The sequence below is a fragment of the Microbispora sp. CL1-1 genome (assembly GCF_012034195.1).
Lineage (GTDB): Bacteria > Actinomycetota > Actinomycetes > Streptosporangiales > Streptosporangiaceae > Microbispora.
Map to the genome: position 1 here is coordinate 45,860 of NZ_JAATEK010000041.1, position 22,873 is coordinate 68,732.

The following is a 22,873-nucleotide window of genomic DNA, read 5'->3' on the forward strand; positions in this document are numbered from 1 at the left end:
CCGTCCGTGTCAAGCCGAGCACGCGGCGCAGTCGAAGGGGGCGTCCTTGTGTGACGCAGATCACATGGTGACGCGCCTGGAGGGGGTCAGCCCGTGCCCTGCTTGCTCGCCTGGGTGTACACCCGCTGGGTGAGCTGGTTGAAGTAGGGCGTGGAGACGGCGTCGAGGCGTCCGCCGCCGTTGAGGTTCCAGGTCAGGCTGGTGATCCCGGCGAGGTAGCCGGTCCGCGTGGTGGCGTTGTAGCCGATCACCCACGGGCCGCCGCTCGCGCCGGCCGTGAACGGGCAGCCCGCCAGCCGCACCCCGTGCTCAAGCTGCCAGGTCGGGGCGCTGACGAACTTCTTCTCGGTGATGCCGTCGCAGGACTTCACCGTCTGCCCGGTGTACGGGCGGGTGCCGTCGGGATTGGCGCCCGCCGGGTAGCCGAAGACGTACGTCTGCCGTCCGAGCGGCTTGCCGGAGGCGAACCGGAACGCCCCGACCTTGTCCTCCAGCCGGCCCACGTCGACCGAGCGATACTTGAGCCTGCCGCCCTCCACGTACGGCTGCCAGGAGAAGCCCCGGTGCACGGTCACGAAGGCGTAGTCGCGGTCGAAGTCGCCCTGGCCGGCGAAGTCCTCCTGCATGTAGAGCGTGTGGCCGACGAAGATGCCCGAAGGGGCGACGCCGTCGTGGTACCCGGGGATGAAGACCCAGTTCTGCACCGGCTTGTCCTGTGACAGCGCGTACGCGCAGTGCCCGGCCGTGGCGACGAGGTTGCGATGGGCGGAGTGCACCGCGGAGGCGGAGCACCAGAACTCCTTGTCGCCGACCTTGAAGAACACCTTGCCCACCATCGGCGGGGAGGCCACGGGCGGGGGCGCGGCGCCCCGTGGGGTCCTCGTGTGCGTCTTCGCGTCCCCCGGGCCCATCTCCACGGCGGAGGTCGTGCTCCTGGTCGAGGGGGACGGCTTGGTGCTGGGCACGTAGCTGCTGGCCTGCTTGAGCCGCTCGGGGCTCCAATAGGCCGCCACCCGCTGCTTGTCCGCCTGGCTGGGAGCGAGCGGGAAGGCGCTGACCCCGTTCTTGTTGACGCCGGCGTTCCTGTTGACACCGGCGCTCTCGTCGACGCCGGTCACCGCGGAGACCGGGGTCGTGGCCACGCGGGACGCGGCGGTCGCGGGAACGGCGGGCCCCTGGCTCCAGAAAACGGCGACCGCACTCGCGGCGGCGACGACGCCACCGATGGCGAGTGTGAGGTTCCTGGTCACCGTGAGCCTCTCGGGGCGGAGATATGGTCAGTAAGGGGTGATTTTTCCAGATCCATACGGTTGTGGCACAGCTTCTTGTCCACCTCGTTATGAATCGAGCGGAACCGATGTGGTCTGTGGTACGCCACGTTTCCGCTGAGGTCCGGAGTGGACGCTTGCCCTGGAGCTCTCCCGTGAACACGCTGGTCAGCAGCGGAAACGGGGGGATCGCATGAAACCGCTGCTTGTCCTACTGGCCGGTGCGGCGCTGGCCGCCGGCCCCGCTGCGCAGGCCTCTGCCGAGGCCGCCGCGCAGGTTCCTGCTCGGCCGGGTGTCTCCGGCGACGGGGCGACATCGCTCCCGGAGTGGGCGGACACCCTGCCCGCTCCACCGCCGCCCGAAGTCGCCCTGCGGGCGTCCCGGCTGTCGGCCGCCCGGGTGCGGGCGGTGATCCTGACCGTCGCCGAGGGCGAACAGGCGGAGCCGCCGGCGCGGTCGGTGTTCCTGAACTGCTCTCCGGTGGGCGGCTCGCACCCTTCCGCGGAGGAGGCGTGCGCGTGGCTGAACAGGGCGGGCGTCGACCCGAGCGCGCTGCGGGTGAACGCGGCCGCGCCCTGCACGATGATCTACGCACCTGTCACGGTCACCGCCAGCGGCATATGGGACGGGAAGTACTTCCAGTTCCGGCGCACCTTCGGCAACGACTGTGAGCTGAAGTCGGCCGCCGGGGCGCTGTTCGACTTCTGACGATCCCAGTCGACCGCACGCGGCGTACGGGGAACGTAAAAGGTGGACCGGGGAACCGTGACACGAGAGGGCCCGGCGGGACGTCCCGCCGGGCCCCCTGTCCGACCTTGCCCTGATATGTCAGACGTGAGCCATCACTGGGTCCACCGGTTGGCGGCCGCCTTCTCGGGTGTCCGAGCCGCGGCCTTGACGGTCACGTCGCCCGGAGTGGCCTGTGCCGCCGCGACGGCCGGGGTGATCGTCGCGGTCGCGACGAGCCGTACGAGGGTGTCCGGGCGGGAGGCGGCGGCCGGAGTAATGTTCTGGCATGTTCGCCGTCACCGCCACACAGTTCGATCCGGACGACCCGATCAAGGGCCTGACGCTCGGGGAGCACCCCGAGCCCGTCGTGCCGGAGGGATGGACGACCGTCACGGTCCGGGCCGCCGCGCTCAATCACCACGATCTGTGGACCCTCAAGGGCGTGGGGATCAGCCAGGAGCGGCTGCCGATCGTGCTCGGCTGCGACGCGGCGGGGGTGGACGAGGACGGCAACGAGGTCATCGTCCACTCCGTGATCGGCACGCCGGTCGACGGGGACGAGACCCTCGACCCGGCGCGTTCGCTGCTGTCGGAGAAGTACGACGGGACGTTCGCGGAGAAGGTCGCGGTGCCCCGCCGCAACCTGGTGCCCAAGCCCGCGTCGATCTCCTTCGAGGAGGCCGCCTGCCTGCCCACGGCCTGGCTCACGGCCTTTCGCATGATCTTCGACAAGGCTGAGCTGGAGCCCGGCTCGACCATCCTGGTCCAGGGCGCAGGCGGCGGTGTGGCGACCGCGCTGATCGCGCTCGGCCGGGCCGGCGGCTTCCGCGTCTGGGCGACGAGCCGCTCGCAGGACAAGCGGGAACGGGCCCTCGGGCTCGGCGCCGACCGGGTCTTCGAGACCGGCGCGCGGCTGCCCGAGCGGGTGGACGCCGTCATGGAGACGGTCGGCGAGGCCACCTGGAAGCACTCGCTCAGCTCCCTGCGCCCGGGCGGCCGGATCGTCACCTGCGGCGCGACGAGCGGCATGGTCGCCGCGACGCAGCTCGCGCAGGTCTACTTCCTGCAGAAGTCGATCATCGGATCCACGATGGGGACGCGCGAGCAGCTCGCGCGGCTCGCGGTGTTCCTGGAGCAGACGGGTGTCCGGCCGGTGATCGACCGGGTGCTGCCACTGGCCCGGGCGGAGGAGGGCTTCACGGCCATGCACCGCGGCGAGGTCTTCGGCAAGGTGGTCTTCACGCTCTGACGCGCGTGGCCGGGGCGCGGAGGGCGCGTCCCGGCCCGGAAGGCTTCGGCCGGGTACGCGTCGCTCAGGGGTGCAGTGCCCGGCGGATGCGCTCGGCGGCCTCGTCGAGGGCGGCCCGGCACTCGGCGAGGGCCTGTTCGCCGGGCACGCCCCCGTCGGAGGAGCGGTGGACGTCGGCGACGAAGTCGGCCAGCATCCGGCTGAGCGCGGCGTCGTGGTCGCCCTGGCGGCCGCCGCCGAATCCCCAGGACTCCTCCCAGATCCGCCGCCACTCCTGCTGCCAGCGCTCGCTCTCCTCCTTCCACTGGCGCTTGTGGCGACGCCACTCCTCCTTGGCGTGGTCGCGCTGCCGCCGCCACTCCTCCTTCTGCTCACGCCGCAGGTCGCGGTTGTCGTGGCCGATGTCCCTGGCCATCTGGGTGAGCTCCTCGCGCAGGGACCGCACGGTCTGCCGCACGTCCTCCTTCACCTCGCGCGCGATGTCCTGGACCGAGGCGGTGATCTCCTGCTCCAGGTCGGCCAGCTCGTCCATCCGGTCGTTGATCTCGGCCCGCCCCTTGTCGGTGAGGGTGAAGACCTTCTTGCCGTCCACGACCTCGTGGGTGACCAGGCCCTCGTCCTCCAGCCTGGCCAGCCGGGGATAGATCGTGCCGGGGGAGGGGGAGTAGACGCCGAGGAAACGGTCCTGCAGCAGCCGGATGATCTCGTAACCGTGCCGCGGGCTCTCCTCCAGCAGCTTCAGCAGGTACAGCCGCAGCCGGCCGTGCCCGAACACGGGACTCATGACGTCTCCTCGCTCTCGGCCCCGAGCGGCAGCCGCCCGGTGCGGTGCCGCCTCGTTCGCTCGCTCACGCTCTCTCCTCTTCTCGCCTGCCGGCGGGCTGGCCGCTGAGCAGGGTGACGGCGCCGGACACCGTGATGGCCGAGAGGGACGCCATACCGCCGCCCAGCCGGCCGCTGAGCGAACGGGTGCCCGGGGCCGAGGTGACGTGCAACTCGGGGAAGGCCGACTCGATCCTGCCGGAGGTCGAGCGGACGGACACGTCGGCGTCCACGTCGTGCGGGAGCCGTACGACGATCGAGCCCGACATGCTGTTCGCGGTGACGTGACCGGTGGGCTCCAGTTCGAGGTCGGCGGTGACGCGGCCCGACACGGTGTTCGCGCGCAGCCGCCGCGGCCGGCCCGCGGCGACGGTGAGGTCGCCGGAGACGCTGGAGAAGGACAGGTCGCCGGTCAGGCCCCGGCTCTCCACCGAGCCCGAGACCGTCTCGGCGTGCACCTCGCCGCTGACGCCGTCGAGGACGATGTCGCCCGACACGGACTTCACCCCGGTGTTCCCCTCCATGCCCGTCACGACGGCGGAGGCGGAGACGACCCCGGCCCGCACGGGGCACGTCCTCGGCACGGTCAGCGTCAGCGTCGTGCTGCGCGGGCCCGGGCGTAACAACCCGAGGACGCCGTCCCACGTCAGGTCCTTGTACGCGACGGTCAGGCGGCCGTCATCGTCGTGCGTCACCACCAGGGGCGCGCCGTCCACCTCCGTCACGTCGAGGGCCGGCGGGCCGTCACTGGCCAGCACCGCCAGCCGACCGGCCATGATGCGCACGTTGAGCGCGGTGACCGCGCCGAACGTGAGCCGTCCGGGAGAGTCGATCGTCCATTGGGGCATCGCTCAGGCCCTTCCACGCGAAGTCCTGCGTCCGCACGGGTCGGCTTCCGCGCAGACGAACCATCCACAAACACGATATATCGCGTTTGTGCAAAGTCAAGATGTATCGCGTTTCCGTGGCCAGCCGGTCTTGGTGGCCTCCTGTCAGTCGTCCTCGTCCAGGCGTGCGAGCCAGGTGGCCAGGCGCTCGACGGGCACCTCGAACTCGGGGTTGAGGTCCACGAACTCGCGCAGCCGCTCCGCGAGCCAGCCGACGCTGACCTCCTCCTCGCCGCGACGCTCGACGAGCTCCTCGATCCCCCTGTCGGTGAAGTACATGCCTCGCTCCAGTGAGCTCCAGTGAATGGTCTGATCATGGAGAGAGGTCCCCCACGGGCGTGGGGGACCTCCTCAGTGGTACGGGATCCTCGCTCAGCCGAAGATCTCGTCCAGGATGCCGTGCAGTTCCTCGTCGTGCTTGGCGTGCGAGCCGACGGCCGGCGAGGAGTTCGGCGTACGCGAGACCCGGCGGAAGGTGCGGCCCCCGAGCAGGTCGGGCTTCTCCACGATCTTCAGGCTGAGGTAGGGCCACGGACCCATGTTGACGGGCTCGTCCTGCGCCCAGAGCAGCTCCGCGTCCGCGCTGTAGCGGGCCAGCTCGGCCTTGAGCGGGTTCTCCGGGAACGGGTAGAGGCGCTCCAGGCGGACCAGCGCCACGTCGTTCCTGCCCGACTTCTCGCGCCGCGCGAGCAGGTCGTAGTAGATCCTGCCCGAGCAGACCACGATCTTGCGCACCGCCGACGGGTCCACCGTCGAGTCGCCGATGACCGGTCGGAAGGCGCCGGAGGTGAACTCCGAGGTGGCCGAGGCCGCCGCCTTGAGCCGCAGCAGCGACTTGGGCGTGAACACGATCAGGGGCTTACGCCGCTCCGACAGCACCTGCCAGCGCAGCAGGTGGAAGTAGTTCGCCGGGGTGCTCGGCTGCGCCACCGTCATGTTGTCCTGCGCGCACAGCTGCAGGTAGCGCTCGATGCGGGCGGAGGAGTGGTCCGGGCCCTGACCCTCGTAGCCGTGCGGCAGCAGCAGCACGACCGAGGAGCGCTGACCCCACTTCTGCTCACCCGACGAGATGAACTCGTCGATGATCGACTGGGCGCCGTTGGCGAAGTCGCCGAACTGCGCCTCCCAGGCGACCAGGGCGTCCGGGCGGACCACGCTGTAGCCGTACTCGAAGCCCATCGCGGCGAACTCGCTGAGCAGCGAGTCGTACACGTAGAACTTCGTGGTGCCGTGGTTGAACGTCTTGAGCGGGGTGTGCTCCTCGCCGGTGACGCGGTCGACCAGCACGGCGTGACGCTGGCCGAAGGTGCCGCGGCGGGAGTCCTGACCGACCAGGCGGACCGGGTGGTCGTCGATGAGCAGCGAGCCGAACGCGAGCAGCTCACCGGTCGCCCAGTCGATCGCGTCCTCGGCGACCATCGTGCCGCGGCGCTGGATGACCGGGGCGAGACGCGGGTGGACGGTGAAGCCCTCGGGCAGGTTGAGCTGGGTGTCGATGACCCGCTTGACGACCTCCTCCGAGATCGCCGTCTTGGTGTCCTCGTGCGACCACGGGATCAGCTCGTCGGGCTCGGGGACCCGGACGGCACCGGGCGCCGGTGGATGCTTGACGGCCTCGCGGGTCTCGGTGAAGGCCCGCTCAAGCTGCTCCTGGTAGTCGCGCAGGGCCTGCTCGGCCTCCTCGACCGTGATGTCCCCGCGGCCGATGAGGGCCTCGGTGTACAGCTTGCGGGTCGAGCGCTTGGCGTCGATGAGGTCGTACATCAGCGGCTGCGTGAACGCCGGGTTGTCGCCCTCGTTGTGACCACGCCGCCGGTAGCAGACCATGTCGATGACGACGTCCTTGCGGAACGTCTGGCGGTACTCGTACGCGAGCCGGCCGACCCGCACGACCGCCTCGGGGTCGTCGCCGTTCACGTGGAAGATCGGCGCCTGGATCATGCGCGCGACGTCGGTGGCGTACACGCTCGACCGCGAGGACGCGGGGGAGGTGGTGAAGCCGACCTGGTTGTTGACCACGATGTGGACGGTGCCGCCGGTGCGGTAGCCGCGCAGCTGGGACAGGTGCAGGGTCTCGGCGACCACGCCCTGGCCGGCGAACGCCGCGTCGCCGTGGACGAGCACGGGCAGGACGGTGAAGCCCTCCTCGCCGCGCTCCAGCAGGTCCTGCTTGGCCCGGACCACGCCTTCGAGGACGGGGTCGACCGCCTCCAGGTGCGAGGGGTTCGCCACCACGGACGTGCTGATCGTGTTGCCCTCGGGCGTCGTGAAGTCGCCGCTCGCGCCGAGGTGGTACTTCACGTCGCCGGAGCCGTGCGCGCTGCGGGGGTCGATGTTGCCCTCGAACTCGCCGAAGATCTGGGCGTACGACTTGCCCACGATGTTGGCGAGCACGTTGAGCCGGCCGCGGTGGGCCATGCCGATGACGACCTCGTCAAGGTGCTCGGCCGCCGCGTAGCTGATCACCGAGTCGAGCAGCGGGATCAGCGACTCGCCGCCCTCGAGCGAGAACCGCTTCTGGCCGACGTACTTGGTCTGCAGGAAGGTCTCGAACGCCTCGGCGGTGTTGAGCCTGCGCAGGATGTTGAGCTGCTCCTCGCGGCTGGGCTTGGAATGCGGCCGCTCCACCCGCGCCTGGATCCAGGCCCGCTCCTCGGGGTTCTGGATGTGCATGTACTCGATGCCGATCGTGCGGCAGTACGAGTCGCGCAGCACGCCGAGGATGTCGCGCAGCTTCATCAGCGGCTTGCCGCCGAAGCCGCCCGTCGGGAACTCGCGCTCCAGGTCCCACAGCGTCAGGCCGTGCGACTGGATGTCGAGGTCGGGGTGCTTGCGCTGGCGATACTCCAGCGGGTCGGTGTCGGCCATGAGGTGGCCGCGGACCCGGTAGGCGTGGATGAGCTCCAGCACGCGCGCGGACTTGGCGACGTCGTCGTCGTGGGTGGCCGAGATGTCCTGGACCCAGCGCACCGGCTCGTAGGGGATGCGCAGCGACTGGAAGATCTCGTCGTAGAAGCCGTCGGCGCCGAGCAGGAGCTGGTGGATGCGGCGCAGGAAGTCGCCCGACTGGGCGCCCTGGATGATCCGGTGGTCGTAGGTGGACGTGAGCGTCATCACCTTGCTGATCGCGAGGCGGGACAGCGTCTCCGCCGAGGCGCCCTGGTATTCGGCGGGGTATTCCATCGCGCCGACGCCGATGATCGTGCCCTGGCCGGGCATCAGGCGCGGCACCGAGTGGACCGTGCCGATGGTGCCGGGGTTGGTCAGGGAGATCGTCGTGCCCTGGAAGTCCTCCACACCGAGCTTGCCCGCGCGGGCCTTGCGCACGATCTCCTCGTACGCCACCCAGAACTGGCGGAAGTCCATGGTCTCGGCCTGCTTGATCGAGGGCACCAGGAGCTGACGGGTGCCGTCGCTCTTCTGGACGTCGATCGCGAGGCCGAGCCCGACGTGCTCGGGCTTGACGAGGACCGGCTTGCCGTCCACCTCGGCGTACGAGTAGTTCATCTCAGGCATCGACTTGAGCGCCTGGACGATCGCGTAGCCGATGACGTGGGTGAAGGAGATCTTGCCGCCACGGCCGCGGGACAGGTGGTTGTTGATGACGATGCGGTTGTCGATCAGGAGCTTGGCGGGGACCGCGCGGACGCTCGTGGCCGTGGGGACGACCAGCGACGCCTCCATGTTGGCGGCGGTGCGCGCGGCGGCGCCGCGCAGCTTCTCCTCGACCGCGCCGGCGGGGGCCGGCTGCTTGGCGGGGGCCTGCTCCTTTGCGGGGGCCTTGGCCGCCGGCTTCGCCTGCGGCTTGGGCTGCGGAGGCGCCGTCTGCGGAGCCGGGCTCACCGGAGCGGGAGCCTCGGGCGCTGCCGTCGCCGTCGCGCCGTTCGCGACGGCGGCGGACTTGGACGGAGCGGGCTTGGCCGTCCCGTTGTAGTCAGCGAAGAAGTGCCACCAGGCCTGATCAACAGACTCTGGATCTTCGAGATACTTCTGGTACAACTCGTCGACAAGCCACTCATTTTGTCCAAAGCTTGCCAGCGGGTTTGACCGCGACGACTCAGACGACACGGCGGAAATCGCCCTCTTCCGCAGATCGGCGTTGATGTTTGGTGAACCTGTCCAAGGCTACTCGCCTCACACACCGACGTGCGCCCCGGCGGGTCGTAGGTCCCGGCCCATCCTCCCAGGATCGATAAAACAGGTCACGCGCGGATAGCCCGTCTGGGTGGTGAGGTGTCCCTTACCCCCTGGTCACAGCGGCTGGTCAGCCGATGAGCCGCGACTTGATCTGGATATCGGGAGCTATATCGGTCAGCATACCGGCAAGGTCGTCGGCCGCGGCGTGCAGCGCCTCGAGGGAGAGCGGTTCGAGGCGTTCCAGCAGGAAGAGCGCGTCCACCGTCTCCTCGGTGATCCTCGTCCTGACACACTGCCGCCAGTTCCAGCGCCGGCAGGTGACGCCCGCGTCGTCGCGCCACACCACCTCGCCGATCTCCGGGTCGCCCAGCACCTCTTCCGAGGGCTCGTCGCCCGCGGCCCGCACCAGCCGGGCCGTGCCCTGGTAGCGGCTCAGGTCCTCGCCGCCGATCGGGAGGCCGTGCCGTACGGACACGCTGTTGTAGGCGTCCACCACGAGGTTGATCTCGGGTAGCGGCATCCGGCGGACCAGCGCGTCGACCGAGGGCCGGGTGCGCTGCGGCTTGGCGCCGAAGGCGCGGTAGGCCGTCCGCCAGGCCTCGATCCTCTCGTCGGTGAGCGGCACGGCGTGGGCCGCCGCGTCGGCGAGCCAGGCCCGCGACCGGTCGTCGGAGGGCCCGTTGCGCAGGCCGTACGCGCAGACCACCAGGACGGCGAAGTCCGGACGTAGCGCCGTGACGGCGTCGTCCACCCAGATGTCGTCGATCACGCCCGACAGCCTACGGCCACGCCCGCATGGCGAGCGTCGCCACCGCGTCGAGGTCGCCACGGCTCGCGCCGTCCCTGGCCTGGGTGGACATGCCCTGGATGACGGCGGCGAAGAACGTCGCGAGCGCGGGGGCGTCGGTCTCCGGGGGGAGGAGGCCGGCCTCGACGTCCCGCTCGATCCGGCGGCGGATCGCCGCCTTGCTCGCCTCGCGGTGCGTCCGCAGCTCCTCGACCACGCCGGGGTCGCTCGTGTTCACTCCCGCCGAGATGATCATGCAGCCGGGTGGGTGGGCCTGGTCGGTGTAGACCTCCGCCGCCTCGCGCAGCAGGCGCTCGACGGCGGCCCGCGCGGTCGGCTCCCCCGCCAGGGCATGCGAGGCGAACGCGCCGTGGGTCTCCTGGTAACGGCGCACGGCCTCGCCGAACAGCCGGCGTTTGTCCCCGAAGGCGGCGTAGAGGCTCGGCGGGTTGATCCCCATCACCGCGGTCAGGCCGGCGATCGAGGTCGCCTCGTAGCCATGCCGCCAGAACTCCTCCAGCGCCCGCTCCAGCGCGACGTCCCGGTCGAACGCCCTCGTCCTGCCCATGCGCTGATTTTATAGCGATCGCTACAGGTCGTGTTATTTTGTAGCGGTCGCTAAAGAAAGGAGACGGGCATGGGCACGCTCGACGGCAGGACGGCGCTGGTCACGGGCGCGAGCAGGGGAATCGGACGCGGGATCGCCGAACGGCTGGCGGCCGACGGGGCGCTGGTGGCGGTGAACTACGCCAGGGACGAGGCGGCGGCCAAGGACACGGTGGCGGCGATCGAGGCCCGAGGCGGCCGGGCCTTCGCGGTCAGGGCCGAGCTGGGCGCGCCGGGCGACGTGGACGAGCTGTTCGCCGGGCTGGACCGGGAGCTGGGCCCGCGGGCGCCGATCGACATCCTCGTCAACAACACGGGGATCACCGTGCGGGGAACGATCGAGGAGGTGACGCCGGAGCTCTATGACCGGGCGTTCGCCGTCAACACGCGGGCGGCCTTCTTCGTCACCCGGCGGGCGCTGCCGCGCATCCCCGACGGCGGGCGGATCGTGACCGTCACCTCGGGAGTGACCAGGATCGCGTTCCCCGAGGCGATCGCGTACGCGATGACCAAGGGCGCGCTGGAGACCTTCACACTGGCGCTGGCCAAGCACCTCGGGCCGCGAGGGATCACCGTCAACAACGTGGCGCCGGGGATCGTCGACACCGACACCAACGCGGACTGGCTGCGCGGCGACGAAGCGGCCTGGGCGGCGTCGGCCGGCCGGGCGGCGCTGGGCCGCGTCGGCACACCGCGCGACATGGCCGACGTGGTCGCGTTCCTCGCCTCCGGAGACGCCCGCTGGGTCACCGGCACCACGGTCGACGCCACCGGCGGCAGCGACCTGTGAGCCCGCCGCCCGGGGGCAGGAGGCCGGGCGAGTAGAGTCCGGGCTCATGCCGGAAACGCCGCGTGTGCTCGCCGTACAGAACGGGGCGAAGGGGGGTCCCGGGCGGTTCGGGAAATGGCTGGAGGCCGCCGGGGTCGCCGTCGACGTGGTCACCGCCTTCGACGGCTCCGCCCTGCCGTCACGGCTGGAGCACGACGGCCTGCTCGTGCTCGGCGGCGGCTACATGCCGGACGACGACGACACGGCGCCCTGGCTGCCGGCCACCCGCGCCCTCGTCGAGCAGGCCCTCGCCCGGTCGGTGCCCTACTTCGGCATCTGCCTGGGCGGGCAGATGCTGGCCTCGGTCGGCGGCGGGAAGGTCCAGGCGGACGCCGGGGCGCCCGAGCACGGCAGCACCTCCATCGCCATGAGGGCCGAGGCGGCGGACGACGTGGTGTTCGGCGGGCTGCCCCAGGTCGTCCCGGCGATCGAGAACCACATCGACGCCGTCACGGCCCTGCCGCCGGGCGCGGTCTGGCTCGCCGAGACGGAACGCTGCCCCTACCAGGCGTTCCGGCTGGGCGAGCGTGCCTGGGGCGTGCAGTTCCACCCCGAGGCCGGGCCCGAGCGCATCCGGCTGTGGGACGCCGAGCACACCCGCAGGCGGGGGCTGGACATCGACGAGCTGTACGCCGCCGCCGTGACCGACGACCCGCTCGCGCGGGCCGCCTGGGGCGAGGTCGCCTCCCGCTTCGCCGCCGTGGTCGAGCGGGGCTGAGCGGATCGTCTCCGGGGCGTCAGTCCCAGGGGACGTCGAGCAGCCGTTCGAACTGGGCGGCGGCCTCGTCGGGGTCGAACCCGGGCAGGCCGTCGCGGATCAGCTCCCGGGTCCGGCGCGCGGCGTCGAGCCGCGCCCGGGAGACGGCGGCGCGGACCTCCTCCGCCAGCGTCCGGCTGTCCAGGCGCATAGCGCGCGGCCCGAACGTCACGTCCAGCACCATGCCCTCCGCCGACACGGTGGCCGTCACCTGGCCGGAGGCCGCCTCGCCCGTGCCGGTGATCTCTTCGAGGTCGGCCCGGGCCCGCTCTGCCCAGGCGTGGACGCGCTCCGCCTGCTCCTCGGCCCGGGCGAGATCCTCCTCGCGGATGTCGGCCGGGTTCATGCGAGAGCCGTACACGGCGCCTCCAGTCGGGTCGTGAAGGGTCACAGCAGGTCGCGGGCGATCCGCTCCACACGGTCGCGGACGAAGCCGTCGTCCAGGGGCGCGGGGACGTCCGCGGTCTCCGCGAGGGCGGCATCCATGATCTGCCTGGTCCTGGCCTCGGCGTCCCACTGGGCCGCGCGCAGCACGGCCGTCACCTGCCGGCCGAGCGCCTCGCGGTCGAGCCGCAGGACGCGGGGGTCGAAGTGCAGCTCCACGATGTCGCCCCGGCCGTCGGCCACCGCTCTCATCGTGCGGTCGGGGTTTTCCGCCCGTCCCGTCACGTCGCGGACCAGGGCCCGCGCGTCCTGCAGCCGCCGCATCATCGCCCGGCCCTCCAGCAACACGCGCTCCAGCAGCTCGGCGTCGCCGTCGGGGGAGGGGGTCGTCATGAAAAAAGGTTATCGAATGGTAGATCGGTGTTTACTGGGATCTGTACGCGACGGGAAGTGGGGGAGTTGAGCCTGCGGCATGGAGTCGGGACTGGAGATCATCCACGACCGGATGAGGCAGGACGCCTCCCGGATGCGGGTGCACGGTGAGGACTACGCCGCCGCGCTGCGCCGGCTCAGGGAACGCGGGCTCGGGGGCGCGGCCTGGCAGGACGACGGCCTGCTCGGCATGCTGACCGGGCCGTACGCCGAGTGCACGCTTCTGGGGGTGGAGGCGCTGACCGGTCTGTCCGCGGCGATGGCCGACACCGGCGACGGGCTGGGCAGGGTGAGCGCCCGCGTCGGCGAGGCCGAGGACGCGAGCCTGACGCGGTCCCGCGACCTGTACGGCGAGCAGTGGGCGTGACGGGGGCCCCGCGATGGGTGTGACGGTTCCTCCGCAGGTGGACGTGATGCTGAGCATGCTCGGCATGCCCTGGCCGAACGTCGACGAGGACGAGATCCGCAAGGACGCAGACGCCTGGCGGACCGTGCTCGCGGGCACCGACCGGTCCGGTGCGGCGGCGAACGCCACGATCGCGGGGACGGGTGAGGTCTATCGCGGCAGGTCGGCGAACGCGCTGGCCGGCTACTGGAACGAGACGGGCGGCGAGGGCGGGCACCTGAGCCGGGCGGCCGCCGCCGCGCGGCTGGCCCCTGCCGTGCTCGACAACACCGCCTGGCTGACGACCGGCGTGAAGGTCGCGGTGGCCTCGACCGCCGTCTACACGACCGTACGGGTGGCCAGGGCGTACCTGTCCGGTGGCCCGCTCGGCGCGGCACTGGCCGCGGCGGAGATGTTCCGCTCCCGCGCCGCCATCGGGAAGATCCAGCGGGAGGGCGCCGAGGGCGCCGGACGGGTGCTGGCCCCCGCGCTCGACCGCCGGGTCACCGAGCAGTTCCGCCGGATCCTCGAAGGCCTGCGCCGCCCGGGCGGAGGAGGGCCGGTCCCCGCGTTCGCCGGCGCGGGTCACCGCATCCCGGCCCGGGGGACGGTGGGTCCCCGCGCGGCGGCCGGCCGGTCCCCGCAGGACGGCCTGGCGCTCATGGGGCGCAGCAACAAGAACGCCAGGAGCGGCGGCAACGGGCGCCGCGGCGGGGGCGGACGCCGTAGCGGTGGCGGGGGTGGCGCCAGTGCCAGGGACGACGGCCGGACCTCCCACAGCGAGCAGCGCCAGAGCCAGCGTGGTTTCAGCGACGACATGATCGACGACGTCAAGGCGAACGGCCGGAGGAGCCGTGGCCACGAACCCGGCACCTCCGTCTATGAGACGGACAAGCTGAAGGTCGTCGTGAACGACAAGACCGATAACGTGATCACTGTCATCCGCAAGAAGAAAAGAAGGAACTAGTGGGCGGGGGAGTCTGACGTGCGAATCGAGCACGACAGGGAGAACAACGTCGCCTACATCTACCTGGTCGACGAGATCGGTGAGGGAGAGGCGGTCACCCAGATCGAGGTCGAGGACGACGACCTGCGCGGGGAGATCGTGCTGGACCTGGACCGGGAGGGGCGGCTGCTGGGCATCGAGGTGCTCGGCGCGTCGCGCGTCCTGCGGCCGGAGGTCCTCGCCCTGGCCGACGACGATGCCGGCGATGATGCCGGCGACCAGGCAGGCGACCAGGCAGGCGACCAGGCAGGCGAAGGAGACGGCGGGGACGACGGCGGGGACGGGGGCGGGCCGGGCGGTTCCAGCCTGCCGCCCTACGAGCCGCACCTGCGCTGAATTCTCTTTGCGCTGAATTCTCTTTGCGCTGAGTTCTTTTGTGCTGAGTTCTTTTGTGATGGGCCTGCCGACGACGTGGAACCGGCCGCCGCCTCTGCTGAGGCGGCGGCCGGGGTCTTCAGAGGCGGCGGGCCGTCAGGCGGAGCAGGCGGCGCCGTTCAGCGTGAACAGGTCGGGCGTGGGGTTGGCCTCCGGCGCGGCCTTGCCGTTGAAACCGAAGGTGATCGACTGGCCCGGGTTGATGGTCTTGTTGTACGACTCGTTCGAGGCGGTCACCGTCGCCGCCTTCTGGGAGAACTTGGCGTTCCAGCCGATGTCGATCGTCTGACCGCCCAGGAACGACCACTTCAGCGACCAGCCCTCGATCGCCTTCGTGCCGGTGTTCTTGATCGTGAGCTGGGTGGTGAAGCCCGTCGGCCACGAGCCGTGCGTGGTGTAGGTGACCTTGCACCCGGCCGGGGCCTTGACCGCGCCGTCGCCCTGGTCGGCGATGAACGCCGAGATCCACGACAGCGGCGCGTTCCAGTTGATCGTCAGCTCGTTGGTCGCCCAGGAGCCGATGTCGTCGATGTAGCAGAACTGCGCCACGCAGCCCGTGAGCTTCGCCTGGGCCACCGGGTCCTGGATGGCGGAGTTGGGGCCGCCCGCGAGCGTGCCGCGTGGCGGGTTCGGCAGCGAGGTGTCCAGGGAGTGGGCGTACCACCTGGTGTGCTGGTTCTTCGACGCCACCTCGCCGTAACCGGTCACGTACGACTGGTTGAGCGCGTTGCGGCCGAAGATGTAGTCGATGCCCTCCAGCACGCCGTCGCGGTACTTCACGTCGCCGGTGAGGTCATAGGCCGTGGCGATGACCACCAGGTTGTTGACGACGATGCTGTTCGATCCCCAGTCGTAGTTCGTCGTGTCGTACGGCAGGCCGTACGGGTGGGCCTTCAGTATGGCGAGGTACTTGTCCGCGCCGGCCACCACGGAGGCGCGCACCTCGTCGCGGCCGGGCAGATCGTTGGGCACGGTCGCCAGGTCGAGGCGGCCGAGCGCGGCGACGTTGCCCCAGTCCATGGCGCCCGTCTTCCAGATGTCGGCCGTGTGGAGCGGCGAGGCGAGGACGTAGTCCTTGTACTCCTTCTCACCGGTGGTGATGTAGAGCTCGGCGGCCGCCCAGTAGAACTCGTCGCTGACGTTCGCGTCGTCGTAGGTGCCGCCGCCGACGCCGTCGGAGGGGGAGGCGAGCAGGTTCGGGTGCGCCTTGGCCGCCGTCCACGCCTTCTTCGCCGCCGTGAGGTTCTTCGCGGCGAACTCGGCGTCGTACGGCGCGAAGATCCGCGCCGCCTGGGCGGCCGTCGCGGCGAGGTTGAGCGTGGCGGCCGTGGAGACCGGGTGCAGCTCCCGCTTCTGCGCGTCCAGGTGCGGCAGCAGCGGCAGGCCGGTCCAGTTCTCGTCGTGGATCTTGTGGTGGACCATGCCGTCGGGCCGCTGCATCTTCAGCAGGAACTCCTGCTCCCAGCGGGCCTCGTCGAGCACGTCGGGGACGTCGTCGCCGCTCTCGGGGATGTTCAGGCTGCCGATCGGCTTGGCGGTCGCGGCGTTCTTGGTCCGCTCGAACTCGCTCATGAGCTGCGCGACCGAGATGCCACCGTTGACGACGTACTTGCCGTGGTCGCCCGCGTCATACCAGCCGCCGGACACGTCGAGCGAGTAGTCGCAGACCCCCGGCTGGCAGGGGACGTTCGTGTCGCCCTGGTTGGGGGCGACGCCCACGTGCCCGGCGGGACGGCCGTAGCCGGGACGCAGGGCGTCGTCGATCGCGATCCCGCTGCGCTGGGTGTAGTAGAACTTCAACGCGTCGAGCTTGAGGTCGGCGTACGCGTCGGGCTTGATGTCGAACGGCCGGCTGGTCTCGCCGTCGGCGGTCAGCGTGTAGCCGGTCCCGGCCTTCGTGTACGTGCTGAAGTCGATCGTGTGGACGTTCTGCCCGGAGCTGGAGTCGACGCCGCGCGGGGTGGTCGTGCCGTGCGCGACCACGGTGCCGGCGGAGTTCTTGAGCTGCCAGGGCAGCGCCTCGGTGGCGTCGGTGACCACGGTGGCGTTCTTGGGGCCCTTGGGCAGGTAGGCCACCTGGTTCACGCGGACCCGGGGGCCGGTGTCGGGCGTGTAGACCTCTGGCGGCGCCCCGCCCTTGAGGGAGACGTTGTCAACGCAGAACCGCCATGCCGTCGCGCTGCCGCCGAGCTGGAAGACGACCTGCGCGTTGGGCAGGTCGACCGGCGAGGTGAACGTGTAGCTGTAGGTGTTGCCCGAGACGCTCAGCTCGGGAGCGGCCGACACATACTGCGTGTAGGGGTCGGTCGGGAGCTGGACGTACGCCCTGGCGACCTTCCCGGGGTCCGCGGTGGCGAAGAAACTGAACGCGTAGGTCTCGTCCTTCACCAGCGGGATGTCGTTGACGCCGATGATCGCGTCCCAGGGGTTGATCGTGCCCGCGGGGACGTCGGAGCAGAGACGGCCGTCGGTCAGCTCGAAGTCGAGGTTCGCCGTGTGCCACCACGGGTCTGTGGTGGTGTCGAACGTGCCGTTGGGGATCTGTTCCGGGCCCTCCTCCGCCGTGGCGGGAGGTGCGCCTGTCAGGCAGGCCGTGGCCAGCGCCGCCACGGCGAGAATGCCGATTCGTCTGAGCACTGTGGTCCTCGGGGAGAGTGGGAGCGCTCCCAAAGTCGGAAGCGACTCGCATGCTTCCTTCGGCTTTCCGCGGGCGTCAACGATGCGGGCGGTGGGACGCGCCTGACCGGCCATTGCGAGGGGGTGTGACTGAAACTTACATTTCCGCAAAGGGCTTTTTGCAAAGATTCCTTTGCGAAGAGTAGCGTCGGCCGGCATGGACCACGAGGTCTTCCATGTCGACGATCCCCGTGCGCTGAAGGCCGTCGCCCACCCGTTGCGGGTGCGGCTGCTGGGGGAACTGCGTACGAACGGCCCGGCGACCGCGACCGAGCTGGCCGGGCGCCTCGGCGAGAGCTCCGGCGCGACCAGCTATCACCTGCGCCAGCTCGCCAGGTATGGCTTCGTGGAGGCCGATCCCGACCGGCGCGACCGGCGTGAGCGCCGATGGCGGGCGATCCACCGCTTCACCTCATGGAGCGACGTGGAGACGGCCGCGACGGCTGCGACGCCCGCGACGCCTGCGACGGCTTCGCCGGCCGAGGGCAGGGAGGCCGCGGCGGTCCTGCGGTGGCGTCAGCTCGAAAAGCTCACTGCCGACGTCGAGAGCTTCGAGCGCGAGCGCGACCTGTGGAGCGAGGCGTGGGTCGAGGCCGCCGGGATGTCCGACCTGGTCGTACGGCTGTCGCCGGCGACGGTGGCGTCCCTCTACGAACGGGTGTCGGCCATGCTCCTCGAGGCCGCCGAGCGGGATCGGGACGACCCGGACGCGCGTCCGGTCGCGGTGTTGCTGGCGGCCCATCCGCGCCGGGACCCGGCGGCCTGACATCAACCGGCCCCGCCCCCTGAAGGCACCCCCTGTAGAACGAAATTCGGTTACACGGCACAATCAAGCGTCAGGGCTGCGAAAGGGGCGGGGAGCCGATGAGCAAGGTGATCGTGACCGCGGCGAACGAGGCGCAGCGCGCGGCGTGGCTGGGCGGGAGCCTGCCCGAGGTCGAGCGGGTGCGGCCGGGGCTGTGGTCGATTCCCGTCCCGATCCCCATCAACCCGCTGCGCTACGTCCTCGTCTACGCCCTGGAGGTCCCGGACGGGGTCGTGATCATCGACGCCGGATGGAACACCGAGGAGGCGTACGGCGCGCTCGTCGCGGGGCTCGCCACGGCCGGATATGAGATCACGGACGTGAAGGCCGTGCTGGTCACCCACATCCATCCGGACCACTACGGCCTGGCCGGGCGGATCCGGGAGGCGTCCGGCGCCTGGATCGGGCTCCACCCGGCCGACGCCCGCATCGTGCACGACCGCTATGACGAATCGGCGATCGACTCGCTCGTGCAGCGGGAGCGGTCCCTGCTGGTCAGGTGCGGAGTTCCGGACATGACGGCGCAGGAGCTCGCCGGGGCGTCGGTCATGCTGCGGCAGTTCGTCACGATGGCGACGCCCGACCGGCTCATCGAGGACGGCGACCGGCTCGACCTGCCGGGCTGGGACCTGCGGGCGATGTGGACCCCCGGCCACTCGCCCGGTCACCTGTGCTTCGTGGAGCCGGAGCGCAGGCTGCTGTTCTCCGGCGACCACGTGCTCGCCCGGATCACGTCGATGGTCGCCGTGCATCCCCAGTCGGCGGCCAACCCGCTCGCCGACTATCTCGACGCGCTGCGGGCGGTGGGCAAGCTCGATGTCGAGGAGGTGCTGCCCGCCCACGAATACCGCTTCCTTGAGCTGGCCAAGCGGGTGGACTACGTGATCGGGCACCACGAGGAGCGGCTGGCGGAGGTGCAGCGCGTCGTGGCCGACGGCGACGGCTCCACCTGCTGGGACATCGCCACCCGGCTCACCTGGTCGCGCGGCTGGGAGGAGATCCCCGCGCACATGCGGCGGGCGGCCAACAACGAGACGCTCGCCCACCTGGTGTGGCTGGAGCAGCGGGACATGGTCACCCGAGTGCCGGGCGAGCCCGACCTCTGGTACGCGCCGTCCGCCTGACCGGGCCGCTCGCGGCCATACCGGCCGCCGGGGGACCGCCGCTCATCACGACGTCGTGTTTCCGGCGGAGACCACGTCGTTTCCGGCGGAGACCGCGTCCTGCCGGGGGAGTGCGGCCGCGGTGACGTTCAGGTGGGTTTCGAGGTAGGCGTCGACGACGTCCAGATCGGCGGTCACGGCGGCGACGTAGCCGTCGGGGCGCACCAGGACCCACTCCCCGGAGACGAGTCCGTAACCGTCGCGCACGTGGTGGCCGGTGTCCGCGATGTCGCCGCGTTCGCCGATGGTGTGCACGTGCACACCGCGCCGGGCGGCGGGGGCGTCGCCCGCGGGCACGTCGTAGCCGATCAGCGTCCAGTGGGTGCCCCGGAAGAGCGAGAACAGGCGCGTGGGCAGGCCTCCGGCACCGGTGACGGGCGCGTCGGGGGCGCGGTGGCCGGCGAGCACGCCCGCGCTTCGCAGGGGGTCGGTGAGAGTGAGCGGCGAGCCGGGGTAGCCGAGGTCGAGCTGGGAGACGTCCCGCTTGCGGTTGATGTCGCCCTGCTTGGCCGCGTCGAGCAGCCGTGTCGACAGGCCGAGCACCGCCTCCGCGACCGGGCGGCGCTCCTTCTCGTACGACGCCAGCAGCCGCTCTGGGGCGCCGTCGAGCACGGCGGCGAGCTTCCAGCCCAGGTTGTAGGCGTCCTGCACGCTGGTGTTGAGCCCCTGCCCGCCGGTCGGCGGGTGGACGTGCGCCGCGTCTCCGGTCAGGAACACGCGTCCGGCCTGGTAGGTCCCCGCCAGGCGGGCGTTCATCTCGTACGCCGAGGCCCACGGGACCGAGCGGATCATCACGTCGTCGCGGCCGGTGCGCTCGCGCACCAGCTCGGTCAGGCCGTGCGCGGACAGGTCGACGTCCACGTCGAAGGGGATCGGCGCCTGGAGCTGGAACATCTCGGTGCCGTAGAGCGGGCACAGCATGAGCTGGTCGTCTGCTCCCCGCCCCCAGCGGTGCCACGCGTCGAACGAGAGCCCTTCGACGACCACATCGGCCACCAGGGCGCGCACCCCGAGAGTGGCGCCGTCGAAGGCCACTCCCAGGGCCTTGCGTACGAAGCTCGACCCACCGTCGGCGCCCACCAGATAGCGGGCGCGCACGGTGCGCATACCGGCCGGAGTGAGGATGCGGGCGTTCACGCCGTCGTCGTCCTGGTCGAAGCCGACCAGCTCGTGGTCGTAGTGCGGGGCGTGGCCGAGCTCGGCCAGCCGCTCGCGCAGCCTGCGCTCGGTGAGGAACTGCGGGACCAGCAGCGCCATCCGATAGGGCTCGTACGGAGTCGGGCCGGTCATGTCGGTCATCGCCCTGTCGATCGGGCCGTCGGCGGTGTAGAGGCGCTGGGGCGGATATTCGCCGCCGGAGGCGACGATCTTGTCGATCACACCGAGGTCCTCGAACACCTCCTGGGTACGCGGCTGGATGCCCTTGCCACGTGACCCCGCGAACGGGCGGGCGGCCTTGTCGATCAGCAGGAAGCTCACGCCCCGGCGGGCCAGGTCGATCGCGAGGGTCTCCCCGGCCGCCCCGGCTCCGCTGATGATCACCTCGACGTCGGTGTCGGTCATGTCCGGCTCCTCTTTCGCATGCCTCGGGACGGCTCGGCCGTCCATCGAAATTATGTGTAAAACGCACACATCGTAGGCATGCCTGCGATCACTCGTCAATCGTGAGTCGGCAAAGTAGGCTGTAAGCAGCATCTATTGAAGGGTGGGTCGGTCAGAAAGTTGCATGCATGTTGCACTGGATTCTGGACACTTGCGCCCTTGGGCGGCCCCCGTGAGACCCGCGTCGCGGCGGCCCAGAGCGGTCAGATCCGCGCGTCGGAACGGCGGGCCACGGCCCCGCGAGGCGGTGACCAGAGCCGTCAAGAGCGTCAAGACCTGCCTGGGGGAGCTCGACGTCTGTCCGCGCGTCAGCCTGGGCCTGCCCTGTGCGTTGCCCTCTGTGCCTCTCGCCTCACTCGCGCAGCCGCTGGGCCTGTCTGTGCGTCGCTCGGGCCTGCCTGTGCGTCGCTCGGTGCCGCGTCGCGCTCCCTGTGTGCCCCGCGTCTTACTCGTGTAGTCGTCGGGTTCTTCCGAGGCGGTGGTAGGTGAAGGCCCAGCGGTCTTCGCCTACGTTGCGGCGGGTGTAGCGGTCGGGGTGCTGGTAGCGGTCGCGGTTGTGGAACTGGCAGGCCGGTCCCAGCAGCTTCAGGTCCGTGAGGCCGCCGGTGCTCCAGTTGTCGGCGTGGTCGATCTGGCACATGGTCGCCGGGAGCGGGCAGCCGTCGATCCAGCAGGTGTCATAGCGGGCGTAGATGGCCCGGCGTTGGGCGGGGGTGGCCAGGCGGACTTTGCGGCCCATGTCGAGGACTTGCCCGTCGGCGTTCATGACGATCCGGACCAGGGTTGAGGTGCGGGCGAGCCGGTGCACGCTGGAGACGGGCAGCACCTGCCCGGTCGCCAGCAGCAACCCCGGCGGCACCATCCCCAACGCCCCTCCCAGAGACGCCCCCAGCAGCGTGCTTGCCGACGCTCCCAGCGACGCACCCAAGAACGCCCCGGGCAGCGTGCCCGCCGACGCTCCCAGCGACGCACCCAAGAATGCCCCGGGCATCGTGCCTGCCGACGCACCTGGCGCTGCTCCGGGTGACGCCCCGGGAGCTGCTCCCGGTGACGCACTCTGCGACGCTGCTTGCGCCGTCCCCGGCGTCCCACGCCCGGCTCCCGGTGTCCCCGACGTTCCCGTTGTCCCGGTCGCGCAGCAGCAGCGCGCCTCGCCGTCGCACCGGCACATGCTGTGGCCATGCCGGCAGTCCCCCGCAGGCCGAGGCCCGGCGTGGGTGTGACGTGCGGAGACATCCTCGGGAGGAGGATCCGGCCGCGTCGCCTCCGAAGACGCCGCCTCCGAGGGCGCTGCCTCCGAGGGCGCTGCCTGCGATGGCGGCGCGTCCGAAGCCGTCGCGCCCGAAGGCGCTGTGTTCGAAGGCGCTGTGTTCGAAGGCGCTGTGTGCCAATGCCCGCCGCCGTGGGCAGGCCATGCTGGCGTGCCCCGCCGGGCGTGGGTTGCTCCGGACCGGGCCGCGCCGCGATCGCTGCCATCGCCCTTGGCGGGCGCGGTCTCGTCGCTCTCGGCAGAGCTGGTGTTCGCGGTGTCGTCGTCCTCGGCGGAGTCGGCGTTCATGGTGTGGTCGCCCTCGGCGCAAGCGGTGCGTGCGGTGCTGCGCAGCTCACACTCGCCGGGCCGCCGCTCACCGGTCCCGCGCCCGCCGACTCCACAGCCGCAAGACTCCTCATCGCTATGTCCGGGCGCGGCATCGCGGGAGCCACGGGCAGAGGCAGAGGCGGGATCGGTGGCGGTGGCGGAGGCGGCGGCGAGGTCGGTCTCGGCCATGCCCACACCACTGGCGTCGGCCTCCGCGATATCGCAGGCGTCGGCGGCGGCTCCATCGCTTGGGCTGCCGGTGCTCGCGGCCTTGGCGGGCGCAGGGGCGGCGGTGTTTTCGGCGCTCTCCGCACCGGCATCTGCCCCGGCCTCGCCAGGAGCACGGTCGCCGGTGCCGTCGGCAGCGGGGTGGTCGGCGCCAACCGCAGCACCC

At 70.9% G+C, this 22,873-nt stretch carries 21 protein-coding genes; 9 read left to right on the forward strand and 12 right to left on the reverse strand.

Annotated elements, in window-relative coordinates; translation table 11 throughout:
* Positions 1-86 precede the first annotated feature (86 nt).
* Positions 87-1,250 carry a trypsin-like serine protease gene (locus tag HCK04_RS44430; RefSeq protein WP_142651264.1) on the reverse strand — a complete coding sequence of 388 codons (1,164 nt, stop codon included), beginning with the start codon at positions 1,248-1,250 and terminating at the stop codon, positions 87-89.
* Positions 1,251-1,461: 211 nt separating this feature from the next.
* Between HCK04_RS44430 and HCK04_RS32905 the strand changes: the two genes are divergently transcribed.
* Positions 1,462-1,977 (forward strand): SSI family serine proteinase inhibitor, encoded by a 516-nt coding sequence (locus HCK04_RS32905; protein ID WP_142651265.1) that lies wholly within the window; start codon positions 1,462-1,464, stop codon positions 1,975-1,977.
* 307 nt (positions 1,978-2,284) lie between these two features.
* Entirely contained in the window at positions 2,285-3,247 is a 963-nt protein-coding gene (locus tag HCK04_RS32910; RefSeq protein ID WP_142651266.1) for a zinc-binding dehydrogenase, read from the forward strand.
* Positions 3,248-3,311: 64 nt separating this feature from the next.
* Here HCK04_RS32910 and HCK04_RS32915 read toward each other — a convergent pair whose 3' ends face one another.
* The 6 genes from HCK04_RS32915 to HCK04_RS32940 all read right to left on the reverse strand — a co-directional run bounded on the left by HCK04_RS32915 (position 3,312) and on the right by HCK04_RS32940 (position 10,448).
* Positions 3,312-4,031, reverse strand: a complete 720-nt coding sequence (locus HCK04_RS32915) for a PadR family transcriptional regulator (protein ID WP_142651267.1) — start codon at positions 4,029-4,031, stop codon at positions 3,312-3,314.
* Between the two features lie 64 nt (positions 4,032-4,095).
* Entirely contained in the window at positions 4,096-4,917 is an 822-nt protein-coding gene (locus tag HCK04_RS32920; RefSeq protein WP_142651268.1) for a DUF4097 family beta strand repeat-containing protein, read from the reverse strand.
* Between the two features lie 144 nt (positions 4,918-5,061).
* Positions 5,062-5,235 (reverse strand): DUF6104 family protein, encoded by a 174-nt coding sequence (locus HCK04_RS32925; RefSeq protein WP_167530605.1) that lies wholly within the window; start codon positions 5,233-5,235, stop codon positions 5,062-5,064.
* Between the two features lie 93 nt (positions 5,236-5,328).
* Entirely contained in the window at positions 5,329-9,024 is a 3,696-nt protein-coding gene (locus HCK04_RS32930; RefSeq protein ID WP_142651269.1) for a multifunctional oxoglutarate decarboxylase/oxoglutarate dehydrogenase thiamine pyrophosphate-binding subunit/dihydrolipoyllysine-residue succinyltransferase subunit, read from the reverse strand.
* 196 nt (positions 9,025-9,220) lie between these two features.
* Positions 9,221-9,862, reverse strand: coding sequence for a phenylalanine--tRNA ligase beta subunit-related protein (locus HCK04_RS32935; RefSeq protein ID WP_142651270.1), 642 nt, complete (start codon positions 9,860-9,862; stop codon positions 9,221-9,223).
* 10 nt (positions 9,863-9,872) lie between these two features.
* Complete coding sequence (locus tag HCK04_RS32940; RefSeq protein WP_142651271.1) at positions 9,873-10,448, reverse strand: TetR/AcrR family transcriptional regulator; 576 nt, start codon at positions 10,446-10,448, stop codon at positions 9,873-9,875.
* A 69-nt stretch (positions 10,449-10,517) separates the two neighbouring features.
* Here HCK04_RS32940 and HCK04_RS32945 point away from each other — a divergent pair, with 69 nt between their 5' ends.
* Complete coding sequence (locus HCK04_RS32945) at positions 10,518-11,276, forward strand: SDR family oxidoreductase (protein WP_142651272.1); 759 nt, start codon at positions 10,518-10,520, stop codon at positions 11,274-11,276.
* Between the two features lie 46 nt (positions 11,277-11,322).
* On the forward strand, positions 11,323-12,033 hold the full coding sequence (locus HCK04_RS32950; protein ID WP_142651273.1) for a type 1 glutamine amidotransferase: 711 nt from the start codon (positions 11,323-11,325) through the stop codon (positions 12,031-12,033).
* Positions 12,034-12,052: 19 nt separating this feature from the next.
* Here the strand turns inward: HCK04_RS32950 and HCK04_RS32955 are convergent, their stop codons facing one another.
* A complete protein-coding gene (locus tag HCK04_RS32955) occupies positions 12,053-12,418 on the reverse strand; it encodes a YbaB/EbfC family nucleoid-associated protein (protein ID WP_142651274.1) in 366 nt (121 codons plus the stop codon).
* Between the two features lie 41 nt (positions 12,419-12,459).
* Entirely contained in the window at positions 12,460-12,849 is a 390-nt protein-coding gene (locus tag HCK04_RS32960) for a YbaB/EbfC family nucleoid-associated protein (RefSeq protein WP_142651275.1), read from the reverse strand.
* Positions 12,850-12,928: 79 nt separating this feature from the next.
* Here HCK04_RS32960 and HCK04_RS32965 point away from each other — a divergent pair, with 79 nt between their 5' ends.
* The 3 genes from HCK04_RS32965 to HCK04_RS32975 are packed head-to-tail and all read left to right on the forward strand — an operon-like array spanning position 12,929 to position 14,615.
* Positions 12,929-13,255, forward strand: a complete 327-nt coding sequence (locus HCK04_RS32965) for a hypothetical protein (protein ID WP_142651276.1) — start codon at positions 12,929-12,931, stop codon at positions 13,253-13,255.
* A gap of 13 nt (positions 13,256-13,268) precedes the next feature.
* Positions 13,269-14,240, forward strand: a complete 972-nt coding sequence (locus HCK04_RS32970; RefSeq protein ID WP_142651277.1) for a DUF4258 domain-containing protein — start codon at positions 13,269-13,271, stop codon at positions 14,238-14,240.
* 18 nt (positions 14,241-14,258) lie between these two features.
* On the forward strand, positions 14,259-14,615 hold the full coding sequence (locus HCK04_RS32975; protein WP_142651278.1) for a DUF2283 domain-containing protein: 357 nt from the start codon (positions 14,259-14,261) through the stop codon (positions 14,613-14,615).
* Between the two features lie 135 nt (positions 14,616-14,750).
* On the opposite strand, the gene HCK04_RS32980 is transcribed toward HCK04_RS32975, so the two are convergent.
* A complete protein-coding gene (locus tag HCK04_RS32980) occupies positions 14,751-17,291 on the reverse strand; it encodes a glycoside hydrolase family 9 protein (RefSeq protein ID WP_260617501.1) in 2,541 nt (846 codons plus the stop codon).
* A 196-nt stretch (positions 17,292-17,487) separates the two neighbouring features.
* Between HCK04_RS32980 and HCK04_RS32985 the strand changes: the two genes are divergently transcribed.
* Together HCK04_RS32985 and HCK04_RS32990 are read left to right on the forward strand one after the other, a co-directional pair.
* The gene (locus HCK04_RS32985) at positions 17,488-18,096 is read left to right on the forward strand and encodes a helix-turn-helix domain-containing protein (protein WP_142651280.1); all 609 of its coding nucleotides are present in this window, start codon (positions 17,488-17,490) and stop codon (positions 18,094-18,096) included.
* A 98-nt stretch (positions 18,097-18,194) separates the two neighbouring features.
* The gene (locus tag HCK04_RS32990; RefSeq protein WP_142651281.1) at positions 18,195-19,259 is read left to right on the forward strand and encodes an MBL fold metallo-hydrolase; all 1,065 of its coding nucleotides are present in this window, start codon (positions 18,195-18,197) and stop codon (positions 19,257-19,259) included.
* A 45-nt stretch (positions 19,260-19,304) separates the two neighbouring features.
* Here HCK04_RS32990 and HCK04_RS32995 read toward each other — a convergent pair whose 3' ends face one another.
* Positions 19,305-20,861, reverse strand: coding sequence for an FAD-dependent oxidoreductase (locus tag HCK04_RS32995; RefSeq protein WP_142651282.1), 1,557 nt, complete (start codon positions 20,859-20,861; stop codon positions 19,305-19,307).
* Between the two features lie 484 nt (positions 20,862-21,345).
* On the reverse strand, positions 21,346-21,891 hold the full coding sequence (locus HCK04_RS33000; RefSeq protein ID WP_168066471.1) for an HNH endonuclease signature motif containing protein: 546 nt from the start codon (positions 21,889-21,891) through the stop codon (positions 21,346-21,348).
* Positions 21,892-22,873 lie beyond the last annotated feature (982 nt).

What these genes read in the sequence shown, in the direction of transcription:
- HCK04_RS32945 (WP_142651272.1), top strand. Translation starts at nt 10,518, where the DNA reads ATGGGCACGCTCGACGGCAGGACGGCGCTGGTCACGGGCGCGAGCAGG.
- HCK04_RS32925 (WP_167530605.1), bottom strand. Translation starts at nt 5,235, where the DNA reads ATGTACTTCACCGACAGGGGGATCGAGGAGCTCGTCGAGCGTCGCGGC.
- HCK04_RS32940 (WP_142651271.1), bottom strand. Translation starts at nt 10,448, where the DNA reads ATGGGCAGGACGAGGGCGTTCGACCGGGACGTCGCGCTGGAGCGGGCG.
- HCK04_RS32955 (WP_142651274.1), bottom strand. Translation starts at nt 12,418, where the DNA reads ATGAACCCGGCCGACATCCGCGAGGAGGATCTCGCCCGGGCCGAGGAG.
- HCK04_RS33000 (WP_168066471.1), bottom strand. Translation starts at nt 21,891, where the DNA reads ATGCCCGGGGCATTCTTGGGTGCGTCGCTGGGAGCGTCGGCGGGCACG.
- HCK04_RS32970 (WP_142651277.1), top strand. Translation starts at nt 13,269, where the DNA reads ATGGGTGTGACGGTTCCTCCGCAGGTGGACGTGATGCTGAGCATGCTC.
- HCK04_RS32920 (WP_142651268.1), bottom strand. Translation starts at nt 4,917, where the DNA reads ATGCCCCAATGGACGATCGACTCTCCCGGACGGCTCACGTTCGGCGCG.
- HCK04_RS32905 (WP_142651265.1), top strand. Translation starts at nt 1,462, where the DNA reads ATGAAACCGCTGCTTGTCCTACTGGCCGGTGCGGCGCTGGCCGCCGGC.
- HCK04_RS32960 (WP_142651275.1), bottom strand. Translation starts at nt 12,849, where the DNA reads ATGACGACCCCCTCCCCCGACGGCGACGCCGAGCTGCTGGAGCGCGTG.
- HCK04_RS32990 (WP_142651281.1), top strand. Translation starts at nt 18,195, where the DNA reads ATGAGCAAGGTGATCGTGACCGCGGCGAACGAGGCGCAGCGCGCGGCG.
- HCK04_RS32910 (WP_142651266.1), top strand. Translation starts at nt 2,285, where the DNA reads ATGTTCGCCGTCACCGCCACACAGTTCGATCCGGACGACCCGATCAAG.
- HCK04_RS32915 (WP_142651267.1), bottom strand. Translation starts at nt 4,031, where the DNA reads ATGAGTCCCGTGTTCGGGCACGGCCGGCTGCGGCTGTACCTGCTGAAG.
- HCK04_RS32995 (WP_142651282.1), bottom strand. Translation starts at nt 20,861, where the DNA reads ATGACCGACACCGACGTCGAGGTGATCATCAGCGGAGCCGGGGCGGCC.
- HCK04_RS32965 (WP_142651276.1), top strand. Translation starts at nt 12,929, where the DNA reads ATGGAGTCGGGACTGGAGATCATCCACGACCGGATGAGGCAGGACGCC.
- HCK04_RS32950 (WP_142651273.1), top strand. Translation starts at nt 11,323, where the DNA reads ATGCCGGAAACGCCGCGTGTGCTCGCCGTACAGAACGGGGCGAAGGGG.
- HCK04_RS32985 (WP_142651280.1), top strand. Translation starts at nt 17,488, where the DNA reads ATGGACCACGAGGTCTTCCATGTCGACGATCCCCGTGCGCTGAAGGCC.